Origin of the sequence: Chryseobacterium tructae, assembly GCF_030409875.1 — a bacterium.
In the GTDB taxonomy this organism is placed as follows: Bacteria; Bacteroidota; Bacteroidia; order Flavobacteriales; family Weeksellaceae; genus Chryseobacterium; species Chryseobacterium tructae.
In genome coordinates this window covers 326,689-342,441 of record NZ_JAUFQR010000001.1, presented here as the reverse complement: position 1 = coordinate 342,441, position 15,753 = coordinate 326,689, and the positions used below count along the sequence as shown (strand labels likewise).

The 15,753-nt window shown below is 33.7% G+C and carries 11 protein-coding genes and 1 pseudogene; 6 read left to right on the top strand and 6 right to left on the bottom strand.

The annotated features are described in order from the left end of the window. Positions 1-63: 63 nt before the first annotated feature. The 6 genes from QWZ06_RS01555 to QWZ06_RS01530 form a co-directional block, all read right to left on the bottom strand. Complete coding sequence (locus QWZ06_RS01555) at positions 64-780, bottom strand: hypothetical protein (RefSeq protein ID WP_290295408.1); 717 nt, start codon at positions 778-780, stop codon at positions 64-66. 72 nt (positions 781-852) lie between these two features. Further along, complete coding sequence (locus tag QWZ06_RS01550; protein WP_290295407.1) at positions 853-1,326, bottom strand: hypothetical protein; 474 nt, start codon at positions 1,324-1,326, stop codon at positions 853-855. Positions 1,327-1,394: 68 nt separating this feature from the next. Next, on the bottom strand, positions 1,395-2,336 hold the full coding sequence (locus tag QWZ06_RS01545; protein WP_290295406.1) for a hypothetical protein: 942 nt from the start codon (positions 2,334-2,336) through the stop codon (positions 1,395-1,397). Further along, a complete protein-coding gene (locus tag QWZ06_RS01540; protein WP_290295405.1) occupies positions 2,336-8,152 on the bottom strand; it encodes an RHS repeat-associated core domain-containing protein in 5,817 nt (1,938 codons plus the stop codon). Before QWZ06_RS01540 ends, QWZ06_RS01545 begins: the two co-directional genes overlap by 1 nt. Beyond that, positions 8,146-9,357: a lamin tail domain-containing protein gene (locus QWZ06_RS01535; protein ID WP_290295404.1), complete on the bottom strand. Its 1,212-nt coding sequence runs from the start codon at positions 9,355-9,357 to the stop codon at positions 8,146-8,148. The genes QWZ06_RS01540 and QWZ06_RS01535 overlap by 7 nt, the downstream gene beginning before the upstream one ends. Next, complete coding sequence (locus QWZ06_RS01530; protein WP_290295403.1) at positions 9,354-10,688, bottom strand: tetratricopeptide repeat protein; 1,335 nt, start codon at positions 10,686-10,688, stop codon at positions 9,354-9,356. Before QWZ06_RS01530 ends, QWZ06_RS01535 begins: the two co-directional genes overlap by 4 nt. A gap of 385 nt (positions 10,689-11,073) precedes the next feature. Between QWZ06_RS01530 and QWZ06_RS01525 the strand changes: the two are divergent. The 6 genes and pseudogenes from QWZ06_RS01525 (at position 11,074) to QWZ06_RS01500 (ending at position 15,704) form a co-directional block, all read left to right on the top strand. Then, positions 11,074-12,143, top strand: a pseudogene (locus QWZ06_RS01525) (DUF4407 domain-containing protein). Positions 12,144-12,157: 14 nt separating this feature from the next. Continuing rightward, positions 12,158-13,261: an AAA family ATPase gene (locus QWZ06_RS01520; protein ID WP_290295402.1), complete on the top strand. Its 1,104-nt coding sequence runs from the start codon at positions 12,158-12,160 to the stop codon at positions 13,259-13,261. Positions 13,262-13,344: 83 nt separating this feature from the next. Further along, positions 13,345-14,019, top strand: coding sequence for an ATP-dependent metallopeptidase FtsH/Yme1/Tma family protein (locus QWZ06_RS01515; RefSeq protein WP_290295401.1), 675 nt, complete (start codon positions 13,345-13,347; stop codon positions 14,017-14,019). 106 nt (positions 14,020-14,125) lie between these two features. Next, entirely contained in the window at positions 14,126-14,791 is a 666-nt protein-coding gene (locus QWZ06_RS01510; protein ID WP_290295400.1) for a phage tail protein, read from the top strand. Then, positions 14,724-15,410 carry a T9SS type A sorting domain-containing protein gene (locus QWZ06_RS01505; protein ID WP_290295399.1) on the top strand — a complete coding sequence of 229 codons (687 nt, stop codon included), beginning with the start codon at positions 14,724-14,726 and terminating at the stop codon, positions 15,408-15,410. The genes QWZ06_RS01510 and QWZ06_RS01505 overlap by 68 nt, the downstream gene beginning before the upstream one ends. A 96-nt stretch (positions 15,411-15,506) precedes the next feature. After that, complete coding sequence (locus QWZ06_RS01500; protein WP_290295398.1) at positions 15,507-15,704, top strand: KTSC domain-containing protein; 198 nt, start codon at positions 15,507-15,509, stop codon at positions 15,702-15,704. The last annotated feature ends 49 nt before the right edge of the window (positions 15,705-15,753 follow it).

Sequence of the window (15,753 nt, the reverse complement as noted above, 5' to 3'; positions counted from 1 at the left end):
GTTAGAACAAAAGATAAATAAAAAACAAAATGGTAATAAAAATATTTTTCTCATAATTTTAATTTAACGTCTTAATAACTGGAAAAAATACCATGAAATATTTTCAGCATGTCTATATCCCTGTTTATCCATAGAGCCTGACCATTGTGCAGCTTTATTATATGCGGAAAATTCATTCAATTCTTGAGCAATGTAACTATTACCTTGATAAAGTCCCATTACAAAATTACAATAATGATCTTGTTCATGAATAATTGTTGAGGCTGCTGAAAAGTTATCTTCTATTTTATCCAATAACCTAGGTGCCAATATAATTTTTCCATTGATTGGATTAGTTATACCGAGAGAAACTCTTGTCTCCTGCCCTGGAATATTTATTAGAAGCTCCAATAATTTATCATTGTTAATTTTATATGACAAGTACCCTGCCGACCATTCAGCCAAGGTTTTTTCATCAGCCACCTTTACCCATTGACCATCAGTCGTAAATAATGCAATTATTTTTTTTAGACTTTCTTCAATAGCAGGATCATATGACATAATCCCATTTTCGGTCAAAAGTTTATGTAGTCTATTTTTATACTCTATGGCTTCACCTGCTAAATGTCCAAAGTGATTTAGTCCACTAATGATTAATCCTTGTTTAAACCCATCCCAAAAATTACCTCCTGCAATGGTAGAAGAAATCCCCCCACTTAATCCTCCTGTAGTAACCATAACCGCTTTCATATATTCTTTTCCAAAATTATTATAAACAGCCTTATTGGATGTTTTATTCAAACCAAAATTTAAAACTTTGTTTTGCTGAAAAGTAATATTATGAAGACAAAACGATGATTTCTGGATTATAAATTACGGAACTAAGGGAATTTTTGCAACAATACTATCTTCTAATACTTTATATCCTTTAGACTCTAGTTCTTCAATATATTTTTCACAACCTAACAATGTTACAGTTTTTTTGTTATGAACAGAATTAGTAACTTCAAAATATTCACTACCTTTTGAATATTTATAAATACCTCTATTATTTACATTGTAATTCACCGATTGCTGTATAGTCTGGAAAGGCTTCAGTATAACTAATAATTCATGACATAGCCTATCATCTTTAGATACATAACCTTGTACAGCATTCATGTATGGCTCTATGATTTTTCCATTTTCCAACACATAGGACTGTCCATAAAAGCCATATGGATCAATAATGTATGTATTGTTTGTATTATTTTTTATTGTTTCTTTAATAATACTCCCCGTATCTTTTGTTGATAAATTATTCTGTGGAAAACAAATATCAACATCTTTGCTTTTGTTTATTTTCATTTGGTTAGAACAAAAGATAAATAAAAAACAAAATGGTAATAAAAATATTTTTCTCATAATTCTATAAATTAATGATGTAACAAATTAAAGAAAAACCAAGCAACGTTCTGTGCATGTACATACCCTTGTTTTTCCATAAAACCAGTCCATTGAGCAGCAGCATTATATGCGGATAATTCATTCATTTCTTGTGCAATGTAGCTATTTCCTTGCAAAAGCCCCATTTGGAAATTACAGTAATGATCCTGTTCATGAATAATTACAGATGCAGCTGTAAAATTATCCTCTATGTTGTCCAATAGTCTTGGTGCTAGTATAATTTTCCCATTAATAGGATTCGTTATTCCCCAAGCAGGAGAATTACGGACAGTATTATTTATGATCAGATCTAATAATTTATTGTTATCAACAATAGATTTTAGGTATCCTTCTGACCAATCCGCTAATGTTTTCTCATCTGCAACCTTTACCCATTGTCCATCTGTTGTAAATAATGCTATTATTTTCTTTAAACTTTCTATTGTAGCAGGGTCATAAGGCATAATTTTATTTTTTACTAAAAATCCTGCCAGCCTATTTTTATACTCTATTGCTTCACCTGCTAAATGTCCAAAGTGATTTAGTCCACTAGTGATTAATCCTTGTTTAAACCCATCCCAAAAATTACCACCTGCAATGGTAGAAGAAATACCGCCACTTAGTCCTCCGGTAGTAACCATAACTGCTTTCATATATTCTTTTCCAAAATTATTATAAACAGTCTTATTTGATGTTTTACTTAATCCAAAATTAGTACCTAAAGCCTGTATTCCACTAGACATTAAGGAAGAAATCGCTCCGCTCATAAAAGCGGCTCCTCCAAACTCACCTCCTATAGAAGCCATTACTCCACTGGTTAAAGCATGAGCTCCGGCTTCAAAAAGAGCCTTTCCTACGCTCACAATCGTTCCAAAAGTAGAGGTAGCAGCTGATCCTATTCCAAAACTAATAGCCCCTGAAACGCCTCCCATCAGAGCTGCTTTCCCATTCCGTACCAGAATGGTATCCCATTAATCATGTTCATAATGGCCTTTGTTGTTATAGCAACAGCGACTCCAATAATAACAGCGACTCCTAAAGATATAAATTCATTTCCATCTACATCTACATATAATAAAGGATTATTATAAACATATCCAAACCTGTCATAACTCTGCGTATTGAAAGGATCCTGAACAAGATTATCCGGGCTCAAAAACTTCCTGAGAACAGGATCATAAAGACGGGCATTCATATTGATAAGCCCTGTCTTCCATAAGTGCTCGTGCCCTGTATAACCTCTATCTAAAAATAAGTTTCCTGAAGCCAGCTGTACTGCGTCTGTAGTTACCTCACCATCTTCATTCACTAATGCTTTTAGATTTCCCCAGGCATCAAAAAAGCGTTTCTCCACTGCTGTTCCGTCAGCTTTCGTTATAGCAAGAATACTTCCGAGATTATCCCTGTGTAAAAAATAATTTTCAGAACTATCGATGGAAGCGCCTAACATTATATAATCTTTCTTTATATAATTGGCAGAATAAGGATCACCTGTCAAATAGGTTGTTATTTCAGCCGTTCCCCCCCCTTTATTTGAAACCTTTGTAAATTCTACCGCAAAATCAGATGTATAAAACTTTTGTTTCCTTGAGATAGTAGAAAACATTGAATATCTGGTTTTGAGAATATTATATTCAAAACGCAAGTCTTCTTTTCCTGGAAGGTTAATATTAATTGGTGCTTTGAATGCATTATAAGCTATGGAAGCAAATCCTCTCTGAGCACTTACATTCTGCCCCGCAGTATTAAAATCTATACTTTGCAGTTTATAATCTGTTTCATTATAATTATATTTTCCTAATTCTGTATTGGAAGTAATTCTTCCTCTTTTGTCATATGTATATTCATTCGATAAGACTCCATTTACAGCCTCTGTAAGAAGACGATTAAGTTTGTCATAGGTAAAATCTTCTTTTTTATCAAAAGTATTGTTTCTACGCCAGTTCAGGACTCCTTTATTTACATCATAATTGTAATCTATATCCAGAACAGATGCTCCACTACTAGTATTTCGGTGTTTTATCTGAGTCAGAGAAAAATCATTTGGATTATATTGATTGGTAATGCTATAGCCATTACCGTATTCCATCTGTGTCGTCTGACCTTTCGCACTGGCCGAGGAGATATGCCAGATCATGGTATTTTTTACAGCATCGTTTTGCTGGATCAATATACCATTGCTATCATATACATTTTTTACAGATGAAGAGGAATTATATCCTGAAAATGTAGTAGCAATATCTACAGTATCAGCTCTGCCCAATGCATCAAATACAGTAGAAGATGTATAAGTAAAAGCAGGAGTTTCTTCCTTTTTCCCTTTTATTCTGAAATATTGATCATAATAAGTGGTATAGGTAAATGTATTCCCATTACTTGTTCCCGTAATGGTTTCAGGAAGTTTTGTCTGCCCACTATAGGTGTATTTTTTCTCTATATTGGTATTCTCAGCAGCGGTATTTCCGTAGGTATTTTCAGTAAGAGGCCTTCCTAAATCGTCATACGTATACAAGGTGTACCCCTTTGGGGTTGTTTCTTTAGTAACCCGGCTTAAATTATCATATTCATAAGTAAATGTTCCTGCCGAGGGATCTTTAATTTTAGTTTTATTTCCCCATGCATCAATTTCAAAACTAGTTTTGATCCCTTCATAATTAGTTTCTTTCAAAGCTCCATTTGGGTAATAAGAATATGTTAAAACGCCCCCATGATCCTGTTGCCTTATCACATGCCCCATAGCATCTACAGTTTTAGATGTTTTTTTATACCCATCATCTACTGTGACTTTTAATTTTTCATAACATGTTGTGATTACTTTCCCCGTAAATGCAACGTTCTTTACAGGACGGTTAAGTTCGTCATATTCTACAGTATTCCATTTTATGGTTTCTCCTTCGAAAAAAGGTTCGGATGATTTTATTTTCTTTCCAAAAATATCATATCCTGTTTTTTGAACTACCCACTTACTGTTTACTGACTGAGTTTTCGTCTGAATTTCTTTGTCAAATTTATCAAACGTTACAATTGTCTCTACTCCTCCTTCTCGTTTTTTATGCAGGTTATAAAAACCTCCTGTAGAAACATCTGCAACAGATTTCCAAATACTTGTTTTCTTTCCCAGAAAATCCGTTATTTCCGTGATGTTACCCCATGTATCATAATTATAAGAAGTTGTTAGCCCTAGTGATGAAGCTTCAGTAACAATACGCCCAAAAGTATTGACATTTGCTGTGGAGAATAATCCGTCAGGAGTTATTGTTTTATTTATATAACGATTGGTTCCTTCATACTCATATGAAGTCATTAGAGGAATAACTCCAGAGGTAGACAGCGTTTGAGTTTTCAGATTACCAATACCATCATAAGTATAAGAGGTAACAACAGGTGCCATATTAGCCTGGTTACTATATTTTCTAGACTCTGAAACATTTCCGTTTGGAAAATAATCAGATTCTTCTTTACTAGAAAATGACAACCCATCTTTAGAAACTATATTTTCAACAGATGCTATCTTCCCATAGAAATAATGATCTCCATTAGAGAATTCTGGTTTGTAAGTATATTTTGAAACAGAATATCCAATTCCATTATAATCTGTACTTGCATTTTTTAATTTTAGATCATCAGCTTCATCATAATCATATTTTTTATTGATAACAACATCTTTAAGATTGTCTTTGGAGCTCTCTTCCACTGGCATAATAAGATACTGATGATTTCCTTTATTAAACCTTTTATTGAGGGTTGTATTTTCAATTAAAAATTTATTGATACCACCATAGGTAGATTTTACAACAGCATTATCCATTTCAGGATTCCTTGTCTCAATATTCCAAAAAACAGCTTTTACCGGATTCTTATTAATGTACTTTCCATTCTTTAGTTCAGATTCATAAGCATCACTTGCATAAGTTTTCTGAAATCCTCTAAATCCTTTCCCCTCAAGATGCTGTATTCCATTTTCATATCGGTATTCTTTTGTAAGAATTTTATCGTCAAAAACAGTATGTATTTTATTGACTAAGTAAAGCATAGGATTAGCTTTATGTACCAAATAAGGATATTTCAATTGTTCCTGTGGCTTATAATAATAGGCTATTTTAGCGCTGTTAATATTAGCCTCAGCTCCCTCAAAAAAATCCATACTCTCATAACTGATCTTTTGAAGAATACTTGAGCCATTATTTACTTCCTGAATCTGCTTTTCCAAAAAGTTATCATTGCTTATCCCGATAAATCTATTCTCCCTTACAATTGGGTCAAAAATGTCAATACCTGCTCTAAATATATTGAGATAATTAAAACTGGAAGCTGATGTAATGAGTGATAAAGGAGAAATTTCATGACTTTCAATAGAAAAGGTGGATAATTGTTTAAACGTCCCTCCCTGTAAATTCTTGTTTTCATAAAAATTCACCCTATTCGTAAGTGATGAATAAAATTCTTCAATTCTAAGAGCAGAAGCTCTTCTTAATAAAGTATTAGATAGATTGTGTACAGGTGCTCCATATAATTTTCCATCAACATTATATTTTATTTTACCAATTTTATTAATGGTAATAATATCTGACCGTCCATCATTGTTAAAATCTGTAATAATAATATTATTAGTTGCATATCGTGTAAATTCATATGAATCAGGCTGCCCATTCCAGAACTTTTGCCAAAAAGTGGTTCTTTTTATATAATTATTCTGAGAGGGTTTTAAATATGCAATCTTTTGTTCTGTGTAATCTTCCTGATTCTTTATGAATGTTGCTCCGTTTCCTGTATATTTCCACCACAACAAACCTTCTGTTTGCATCCTGTAATAAGTATCTCCCATTTTAATTCCAGAATTATCATCTTCAGGAATTTCATATACAGTTTGTGGAGTAATAAAGTCAGTCAAACCATCTCCATTGAAATCTCCAAAAAGAAGAGGCGTTTTACTTCCAAAATTATAAAGCTGTTCGTTAGAAACTAATGTATCCAGATTATTTGTTCCAAAGTTTATTTTATAAACAGAATATTTTGCATTATATTTATCTACAACCAATAATTCAGGAAGACCATCCCCATCAAATTCCACAGGATAAATATCTTTTCCATGGAAAGGTAAAGTCTCACTTAAAATAACGGGATTAAGATCGATAGCAGTACTTGAATTCTGTTTTCCTATTTCAGCAAGGTATATACGATTTCCTCTATTTAAATTCTTTGGCTCTATAATTAAAAAATCTATAAGTCCATCATTATTAAAGTCAGCCTGAACATACTCTCTTCTTGTTTCATCGCGTGTATAAGATGTTTCATAAGATCCCTGGCTATAAGGATCGTAAGGATCTGGCGCTATATAGTTCTGTACTTCTACGAGCCCCCCTTTTACAGGAACTGATACTTTTCGTAAATCTCCGGTCACTATATTCTTTATCCCAAATACAACCTGATCTTTTAGCTGCTGATTAATTCCTGCATTTGGATTATTATAATCTCCATTCCCTATTGAAGATTCATTTACAACAATTAACTGATCTTTTTCAGTAATTCTGTTATTAAGATCCAAAACTCTTCCGGAAAACAATGATGTACCTGAATTATTTGTTCCTACATCTATGTTTCCGTAAAAAGTACCACCATCGCTAATATCATACCCATTTGCATGTCTAACCTGAAACACTGGGTAAGGATATTTGTCTTTGGTAAAATTTCCTAAAGTGACACTTCCTAAGCCAGTAGCTCCTCCATTAATTCCATCCCATCTATTAGCTCCCCATGCTATTACTCCCTGTGTGACAGTATTATAATTAAAGTTTAGAGGTTTAAGTTTTTCACCATTTTCATTACTTACAATAACACTTCTTAAACGTTCTACACTATTATCTTCAATATAGTCATGAGAAAGGCTATATTTTCTGTATACAGCAACATCAGAAGAGCTTGTATTAATCTCATAAAGAACTTTATTGGTAAGATAAGATATCCCTTTTCTAAATATCTGAATATTACGCTTTCGAGCCTTATAAAGAAAATTGACAAAGTATTTATCACTTCCTATATCATTTCCTCCATAGGATATTTTTGTTACAACCGGAACATTATTTTCTACCTGATAAGAGTAGTGTATTTCGTTATTAAAAGCATCCGTAATGGTAGAAATATAAAATTGTTGAGAAATCAGCTCCTTATATTTTGCGATCTTACCATCTGTATACTGAACAATAAATTGATATTCTCCAGATGTCGGCTTTGTTATTTTGACCTTAGAAAACTTTTCTGTAGCAAAAGTGGTTTCATTAATTTTTAGGAGTCTTTGCCCATCCAAATAATAAGGGTCTTTACCATCATATTGTGTACCTATTGTTATTCCATCAATTTCTTTACTTTTTCCACCCATCGTAATGGTAGAAAGTCCAACAATATTCCAACCCCAACCAGCCTGCCCATTACTACTTTGGCTATTATAGGCTAATGCTACATTGGGTTGAAAATTATTTAACCCTTTAAAAACCTCAATAGGCAAGATATAAGTAAGAGCTCCCGTTTCACTAGTACCCATTTCTGCCTGTACTGAAGGAGCTAGTACATCAAGAACAATCTTTCCTGAAGTGCTGCCGCCCTTCGAAGAATTATTTTCAGCATATCCAGCCGTGCTATATTTCAGAGGAATCTCAATCGTTTTATTCTCTTGAGAAAATGCTGTGATGTACGATATAAAAAATAATAAAACAGAATATATTTTTAATTGTACTGTTTGTGAAATTACCATCTTAAAATATTTTTAGATATTACTTGCCCGTTAAATAAAACAAAATTGGCAATAAAAGTCCCCGGAAGCTGATTCTGCAGACTAAAAGAAATTGTATTGATACCTTGAGTCGGTGTAAAATTAAAATTATGGATAAGCGAACCTGTAGAATTAAAAATCTGTACAGACTGAATCTTGTCCAATGCGGAACCAGACCATAATATCGTTACATTATATTGTTCAGAAGCTTTTGTGGGATTGGGGAATATTGTAATATTATTCTTTATCTCATCCAAATCATGCGTAATTAACTTTATTGGAGGAATTAAAACATTCTTTCCACAATTTGTATTTACAAAATTCCCAGCAGTATCATATGAAAAACATTGCCTTACAGGATTACTAGGATTAGTGGGTGTTTGGGAAACCTGTTCAATTGAAATAGGACAAGTCTTATTAACCAATTCATTTACATTATCTGTCCAATCTAAATAAGAAAAAAATTCCTGAAATGTATTTTTAACCAGTTCGTCATAACTTTGAATAGGAGGTACAAAATCAGCTGCTAAAGGATTAGGGGTTGCTTGATAATAGGTTAAGGCATCAGGTTCCAATTGTACATTTGGATCTAATGTAGATGCCGGATCAGGATGATACTGTATAGACTTAACAGTATAAAATTGAGAGGGATTAGCCGCTAAGTTGGGAAGAAAGTTACGTTTCGGTTCCTCTCTAAAATCCCATGCTATTTTACTTACTATACCTCCAACGCCATCATTGGTAACATAGCCTAGAGATAAAGTTTCTCTCTTATTTCGTATAATAATCTTGTCCTGAAGAATAATTTGATCTTCTTTTCCGGCTGTGGTCGTGAAATACTCGGAAAAAGGAGTTGTATTTCCAGGGAGTGTACTATATGCAACAACTACAAATTGTCCACTTTTAATGATCTTATCCGGCAATTGGAATGAACCCTGATAATCATATAAAGTCCAGTTTTTGAGATTAAGATCTTTATCACTATAATTATAAAGCTCTACAAATTCTCCTCTATGATGCTTTACAGCATCGATAAACTCCCCGTTAGGAACTCCATTAATTTTCTTAGTAAATTTCAGTTTTTCATTATAAGGAGTATTCCAGTACACTTCTGTAATTATAATCTGAGAATAAAAAAGTTTTCCTAAAAGAAGCAGAAAAAAAGAAATAGTATATTTTATTTTCATGATTGGCTTATTAGTTTTTGTAAATTTTGATTGGAGGCTCCTTTAGAAACTCTTTTCCGATTCATCAAAGCAATTGATTTAATTAGAGGATCTGCATTATCAATATATTGTCCCGGATCAACCACGATATTCAATATTCTTTTCTTTCCCTCTGAATCGCCTTTCTTGGAATAGTATTTCGCAATCAACACATTCACACGGTCAATCATGTGTGTATTGAAAGTCCCATACATAGCTTTACACTGATTAAGCAACTGATCTTTAGCGACATCCAACTGATTCCCCAAAATATTAAGCTTTATTTTACGAGTATTAACCTCAAATCGTTTATTGGGGGCGTCTATATTTTCTTCTAAGAATTTCATAAGCGCAGCTGTTTCAGAAGGGATCATACTTTTCTGATGTTCTGCTTTTCTGATATGGACATCCAACAGTGATAAAGCTGACCAAAATGTTTTCTTTAGGGTATTATTTTGAGTCTCCACCTGAATCAAAACATCATATTTTTTTTGAGATCTTGCTAAGTCACGAATATATTTTAAAAATAAAGGATCTTTTTTATCTATTGTATTATAATAGTTTAATGCCTTATTTAATGCTTCAGGATTTTTCTCTTTCCGCATTTTTTTAAAGCTTAAATTGTAAAGCTGCCGAATATGGTGTACTCTATCCTCAGAAGAGGGTTTTGCCAATAGAGCATTTAATTCCGTATTCAATTCATCTGTTGTAAGCTGATCAAACCGATGCTTGTACTTCTGGTACTGTTCTTTTTTATAGGCTTTAAATTTTGGACTTTTATGAGGACTTTTAATATCAGCTTCCCATTCTACTAGTCTACATATTTTAGAATATTGCTCTCCTACATTTGCATTTCTATAACTCCTTTGCGTTGGGCTTTCATATTGATTTTTAATATCAACCAACAAACGTCCCTTGAAACCAATAAGTTGTAATAGCTTTTTATTTCCGGTTGCTGCATTTAAGTATTCTTTATTAAGACGTTGCTGAAGTTCTATATTATCCGGTGCTAATACTAAAGCTGCTTTAAACATCAATATTACTTCCCATTCTTTATTATTTTGTGATAATAAAGTTTTCCTCATACCATCATAACCTCTTATTTCATTGGGATATTGCAGAATGATTTTTTGATAAACTTTTTTAGCATCATCAAATCTTTTCTGTTTTCTCAAATCAGAGGCAGATTTTAATAATGTATTAACATCTTCAGGTAAAAAATTTTTAGTGGTAACTTCCGAAAACAAGTAGCTTGGAAATAGTAAATACATCACACTTAGAGAACCTAGTGTAAGGAAATCTTTTCTGGTCATTAGTTGTTTTTTTAATTAAAAAGGGGAAGACAGGGTTTCAATGGCCTGTATCTTTGTACCGCGAAGGTTATAAAAATATTGTCTAACTTCCCCTTATTGCAAAAATAAAATATTTTATAAACTCTCCAAACTATTATATATTTTTTTTTCACCAATGGGTGCAAAAACCCAAAAACATTCATTTTTAAAGAATAAAAATCATAATAAATATCATAAAATAAATATTTTTTAAACTTTTACATTACTAAAAAAAATTTATTAAAAGAGTATAAACTCAGCAAAAATCACTTTTTAAAATATAAAACATTAAATTACTTGGTAAAACATAATACTATCTTTTACATTGGTATGATTTTTAGTATTACCTTTGTATAAATTTTCTATAATGAAAACAGACCAACAAACTATAAATCAGGTGAATCATAAAATAAATTGGTTCCAAAAGTTTCTGATGGTGTGTTCCGGCGGGAACATCCATATCTTAAGAAAGACCCCAAGTGAATGGAATAAATTTTCCGGAATTGGAGGTATTGTACTTTTCACCGCCGTGTTTGCTACTCTATCTGCAGGCTATGCCATGTATACCGTATTTGATGATATCTGGGCAGCAGTAGGGTTTGGAATTCTGTGGGGATTAATGATCTTTAATCTTGACCGGTATATTGTTTCTTCCATCAAAAAAACAGGAACATGGTGGAATCAGATCCTGATGTCTATTCCCCGTTTAATCCTTGCCACATTTCTAGGAATTATTATTTCCAAACCTTTAGAGCTTAAAATCTTTGAAAAAGAGGTAAATAAACAACTGAATACCATTATTCAAAGGAATAAAAAACAGCTTCAGGGAGAAATGACCGGAAGAATTCTTCAGCAAAGTGGCCCTTTTGAAACAGAAAAAAAACAAATTGCAGACAAGGCAGCTCAATATCAGCAGTCATACGATTCTGCATCTGTAGAGCTTGAGAAGGAAATTTAGGTAAAGAATCCGGTTTAACCAGTGGTAAAGAAGGATTCGGGTCTAATGCTAAGCGTAAACAACAACTCAAAGAACAAAGAAGACAAGATCTCGAAAATTACCAAAAACAGGTAGCTCCAAGACTGGAATATCTGGATAAAGAAATTTCAAAAGTCTATACGAATCTTGAAACAGAAAGAAAGTCTACAGAAACTTTTGAAGATAAATTCAATGGTTTTGCAGCCAGACTTCAGGCCTTGGACGAGCTTGGTAAAAACTCTGCCATCATTGGCTTGGCAGCTACTTTTATCATGGGATTATTTATCTGTCTTGAAATTTCTCCGGTACTGGTAAAATTAATTTCTCATGTAGGACCTTATGATTATCTCTTAGAAAAAACAGAAAACGACTTCAGATTATATTCTAAAGAAAAAATTGAAAAAGGAAATGCTCTTACCGATTTCAGGGTTGAAGATTTCAAGGATAATCTAAAAAAATAATGTATTTTTCATACATGATTATTAACAAAGAAGAAATCCAGAAGAAAAAGAAGAAGCTGGACGATTGTAAAGCTTACCTTAAAAAAGAATTCATCGGTATAGATAAGATCATCGATGATATCATGGAATATATTCAGATATGGTACCTGATGCCGGAGATTCTGACCCGTCCTGTGGTTATTAATCTTTGGGGAATGACCGGAGTAGGAAAAACGGATCTGGTAAGAAAAATGGTTCGCTTTCTTGATTTTCAAAACCGTTTCGTAGAAATTGAATTAAGCAATACGGATGAAACATCATGGAGTAAAAGTGTTTCAGATATTTTACAAAGCAATGGACTGAGTGATGAAAAACCAAGCATTGCTCTTTTTGACGAGATCCAGCGTTTCAATACAATAGATCCGGATGGTGTACCGGTACCGCAAACCAAGTTTACCGATTTCTGGGAACTACTGAGTGATGGACGTTTGAGTAAAAGAGAACGTGAAGATCTTGAACATTATTTATTCTCCTATCTGTTCCGAAAAAAAGAAAATGACAGACGAAAGCTGAGCGGAGAAACAGAGCTGGATGAAAATCCTTATCTGAACCTATGGGATGCCAAAGAGCTAAAAAAATACCTCAGCATGGATGATGATGTCATGAGCATTATCGATATGAAGGAGGAAGATATGATTAAGCTAATCCGCAAAAAACAGAAAGAAAAGAAAATCTATGAACCCGTAGATTATAGCAAAATGCTTATCATCATCAGCGGGAACCTGGATGAAGCATTTCAGATGTCAAAGGAAACCAGTGAAGCAGATGTAGATGCTAATATCTACCATGCATTTACTAAAAAAATAACTGTAGTTGACATTAAAAATGCTTTAGCCAGAAAATTCCGTCCTGAGCAGGTAGCCAGGTTTGGGAATATTCATTTGATCTATTTTTCTTTAAAAACGGAGGACTTTCATAAACTGATTCAACGGGAAATCGATAATTTAAAGCATAAAACAAAAACTAAGTTCGGAGTTTCTTTAAAGATCAATAAAGAGATCAATGAGTTAATTTACCGAAATGGAGTATTTCCGGTTCAAGGGGTACGCCCTGTTTTCAGCAGTGTGGTTGATATTTAGATACCAACCTCAGCAATTTCCTATTTGAAGCTATTATCCATGATGATAAGAACATTGATATCAATTACCTTCAGGAGAAGAAGATGATTATCGGAAAGATAGGTAAGAGAACTATTGAAATTCCTTATCTGGGAAGAATTGACAGCATACGACAAGCCAACCAACAGGATGCTGTAGCCAACATCAGTGTTCATGAGTGTGGCCACGCTGTTTCTTATATCCTTTATACAGGTTTTGCACCATTACAACTTAAGAGTAAAGTAGCAAGCAGTTATGCGGCGGGCTTTACCTTCCCCCATCAGATTCATGATACCAAAGAAAGTCTACTGAATAGAATCAAAATCTATCTGGCAGGCGGTATTGCTGAGGAAATTATTTTTGGAGATCAGCATGCCAGCATCGGAAGAAGCCACGACAGGGAACAAGCAACAAGTCTGGCCATTGATTTCATCAGAAAATATGGTTTTGAAGAAGACTATCAGGCAGCATATAACCTGGAGGCCTATCCTCACCGTATGCAGCAACACATCACTGATGAAAGAATCGAAAAATTGATGCAGGAACTTGTGCAAAAAACAAGAGAAGATCTGATTCTACATCTTGATTTACTTAAAAATATGAGCAAAACCCTTAGTGAAAAAGGAAGTATGTCACCAAAGGAAATCCATGATATGGCAGTTGCCCATCAATTAGTAGTTAGTATCAAGGAAGAAGGATATTTACATATTACGAATTATCATCAATTATTAAATTCCTAGAGAAAATATCTATAGAAATAGCAAAAACCATTAATAAATTCAAACCTTTTAGTTCAATCTGAAAGGTTTTTTCTTTTTAAATTTATACTAGTAAAAATCAATTATCATGAAAAATTTACTTTTCACATGCACACTGCTCATCTGCGGTGCATTTTCCCCTGCATTAAAAGCTCAAGGATCAGAACCTTTTTTAGGTCAAATTGCATTCGTTCCTTATAATTTTGCCCCGAATGGCTGGGCTGAATGTAATGGACAGCTTATGTCTATCGCACAAAACACAGCTCTTTTCTCACTTTTGGGGACTACTTACGGAGGAGATGGAATTACGACCTTTGCATTACCTGATATGCGAGGTAGAGTTCTTGTTCATAACGGACAGGCTCCTGGAGGTCAAACAAATTACACCATTGGACAAACCGGAGGAGCTGAAAGCGTAACCCTAACCGTGGCACAAATGCCTGCTCACAATCACACGGTAAATGCTGTAACCGCTGAAGGAAATCAGAATGTACCTACCGGAAGTTTACCCGCTAATACAAAAATTCTGGATAAAGAATATTCAGATGCTTCAACGGACACTACCATGAAAAGCACAATGCTAAACAATACGGGAGGCAATCAAGCTCATGAAAACAGGCAGCCATTTCTTACAGTAAAATGTATTATTGCCCTGAACGGTATTTCCCATCCCATAATTAATGGTTATGAAATACCTTTACTTACTATGTCTGGTATTTGCAGGCTCAGCTTCAGCCCAGACGATCACCTTTAACGGATGTCATAATCTATTTGATGATCAGAATTTCGTTTTCAATAAAACCGGAACGGATAGCTTCAATAAAAATATTTACATGACAACTCCTATTGATGGACAGCAGCCTTGTGGAGGGCTGGGAACTTGTGAGTTTAAAATCCAATGGAATAATTCTTTATCCCGCTGGGAATTTCTTGCAGATGAAGGCAACGGTACTTTTACAACTCCCTTTTTAATATATTATAATTCCACAAGCAACAACAGCCTTGCTATTCCGCCAGGAAATGCCGCTGGGACATGGATTGAAAACACCTCACAAACCATTAGCCAATGTGGTGGCAATCTTACTTCTGGAAACTCTACAATGACAGGAGACATACAAGGTCCGACTCTCGGAATACAGGAAGTTTCTAAGGGCAAAATTCAAGTTTTTCCTAATCCTGTTACAGATATCATCCATATTTCCGGAATTAATGATGGGCAAATTATGCAGATATATCATATTGACGGACGGCTCATAAGGTCTGAAATATTCGATTCAAAAATTGATGTTTCACAACTTATATCCGGGGTTTATCTATTAAGAATAACAACTCGGGGCTTACAGTCTCATGAATTTAAGTTCGTGAAAAAATAAAAAACAACCTCACTTAAGTAAAAATCAACAAAAGCTTTCGGAATCTCGGAAGCTTTTTCTTTTAATTTAGGGAACATTTTTTGCTGGAAATATGATATGCCTTCAAGTGTTGTTAATAGTTTTATATATTTTCCGAAAACTGGGATATTAAGAATTATATATCAGTCAGGGTCAGTTTATGACTATTTTAAAGTACCCTTCTATATTGTTGAAAATTTTGGTAAAGCAGCATCCAGAGGAAAATTTTTAAATCAAGTGATCAAACCTAGATTCAGATACAAAAAGGTAAAATAAAAAAAGACTGCCTCAAATAGGCAGTCTTTTTTTATGGTATCAAATACTC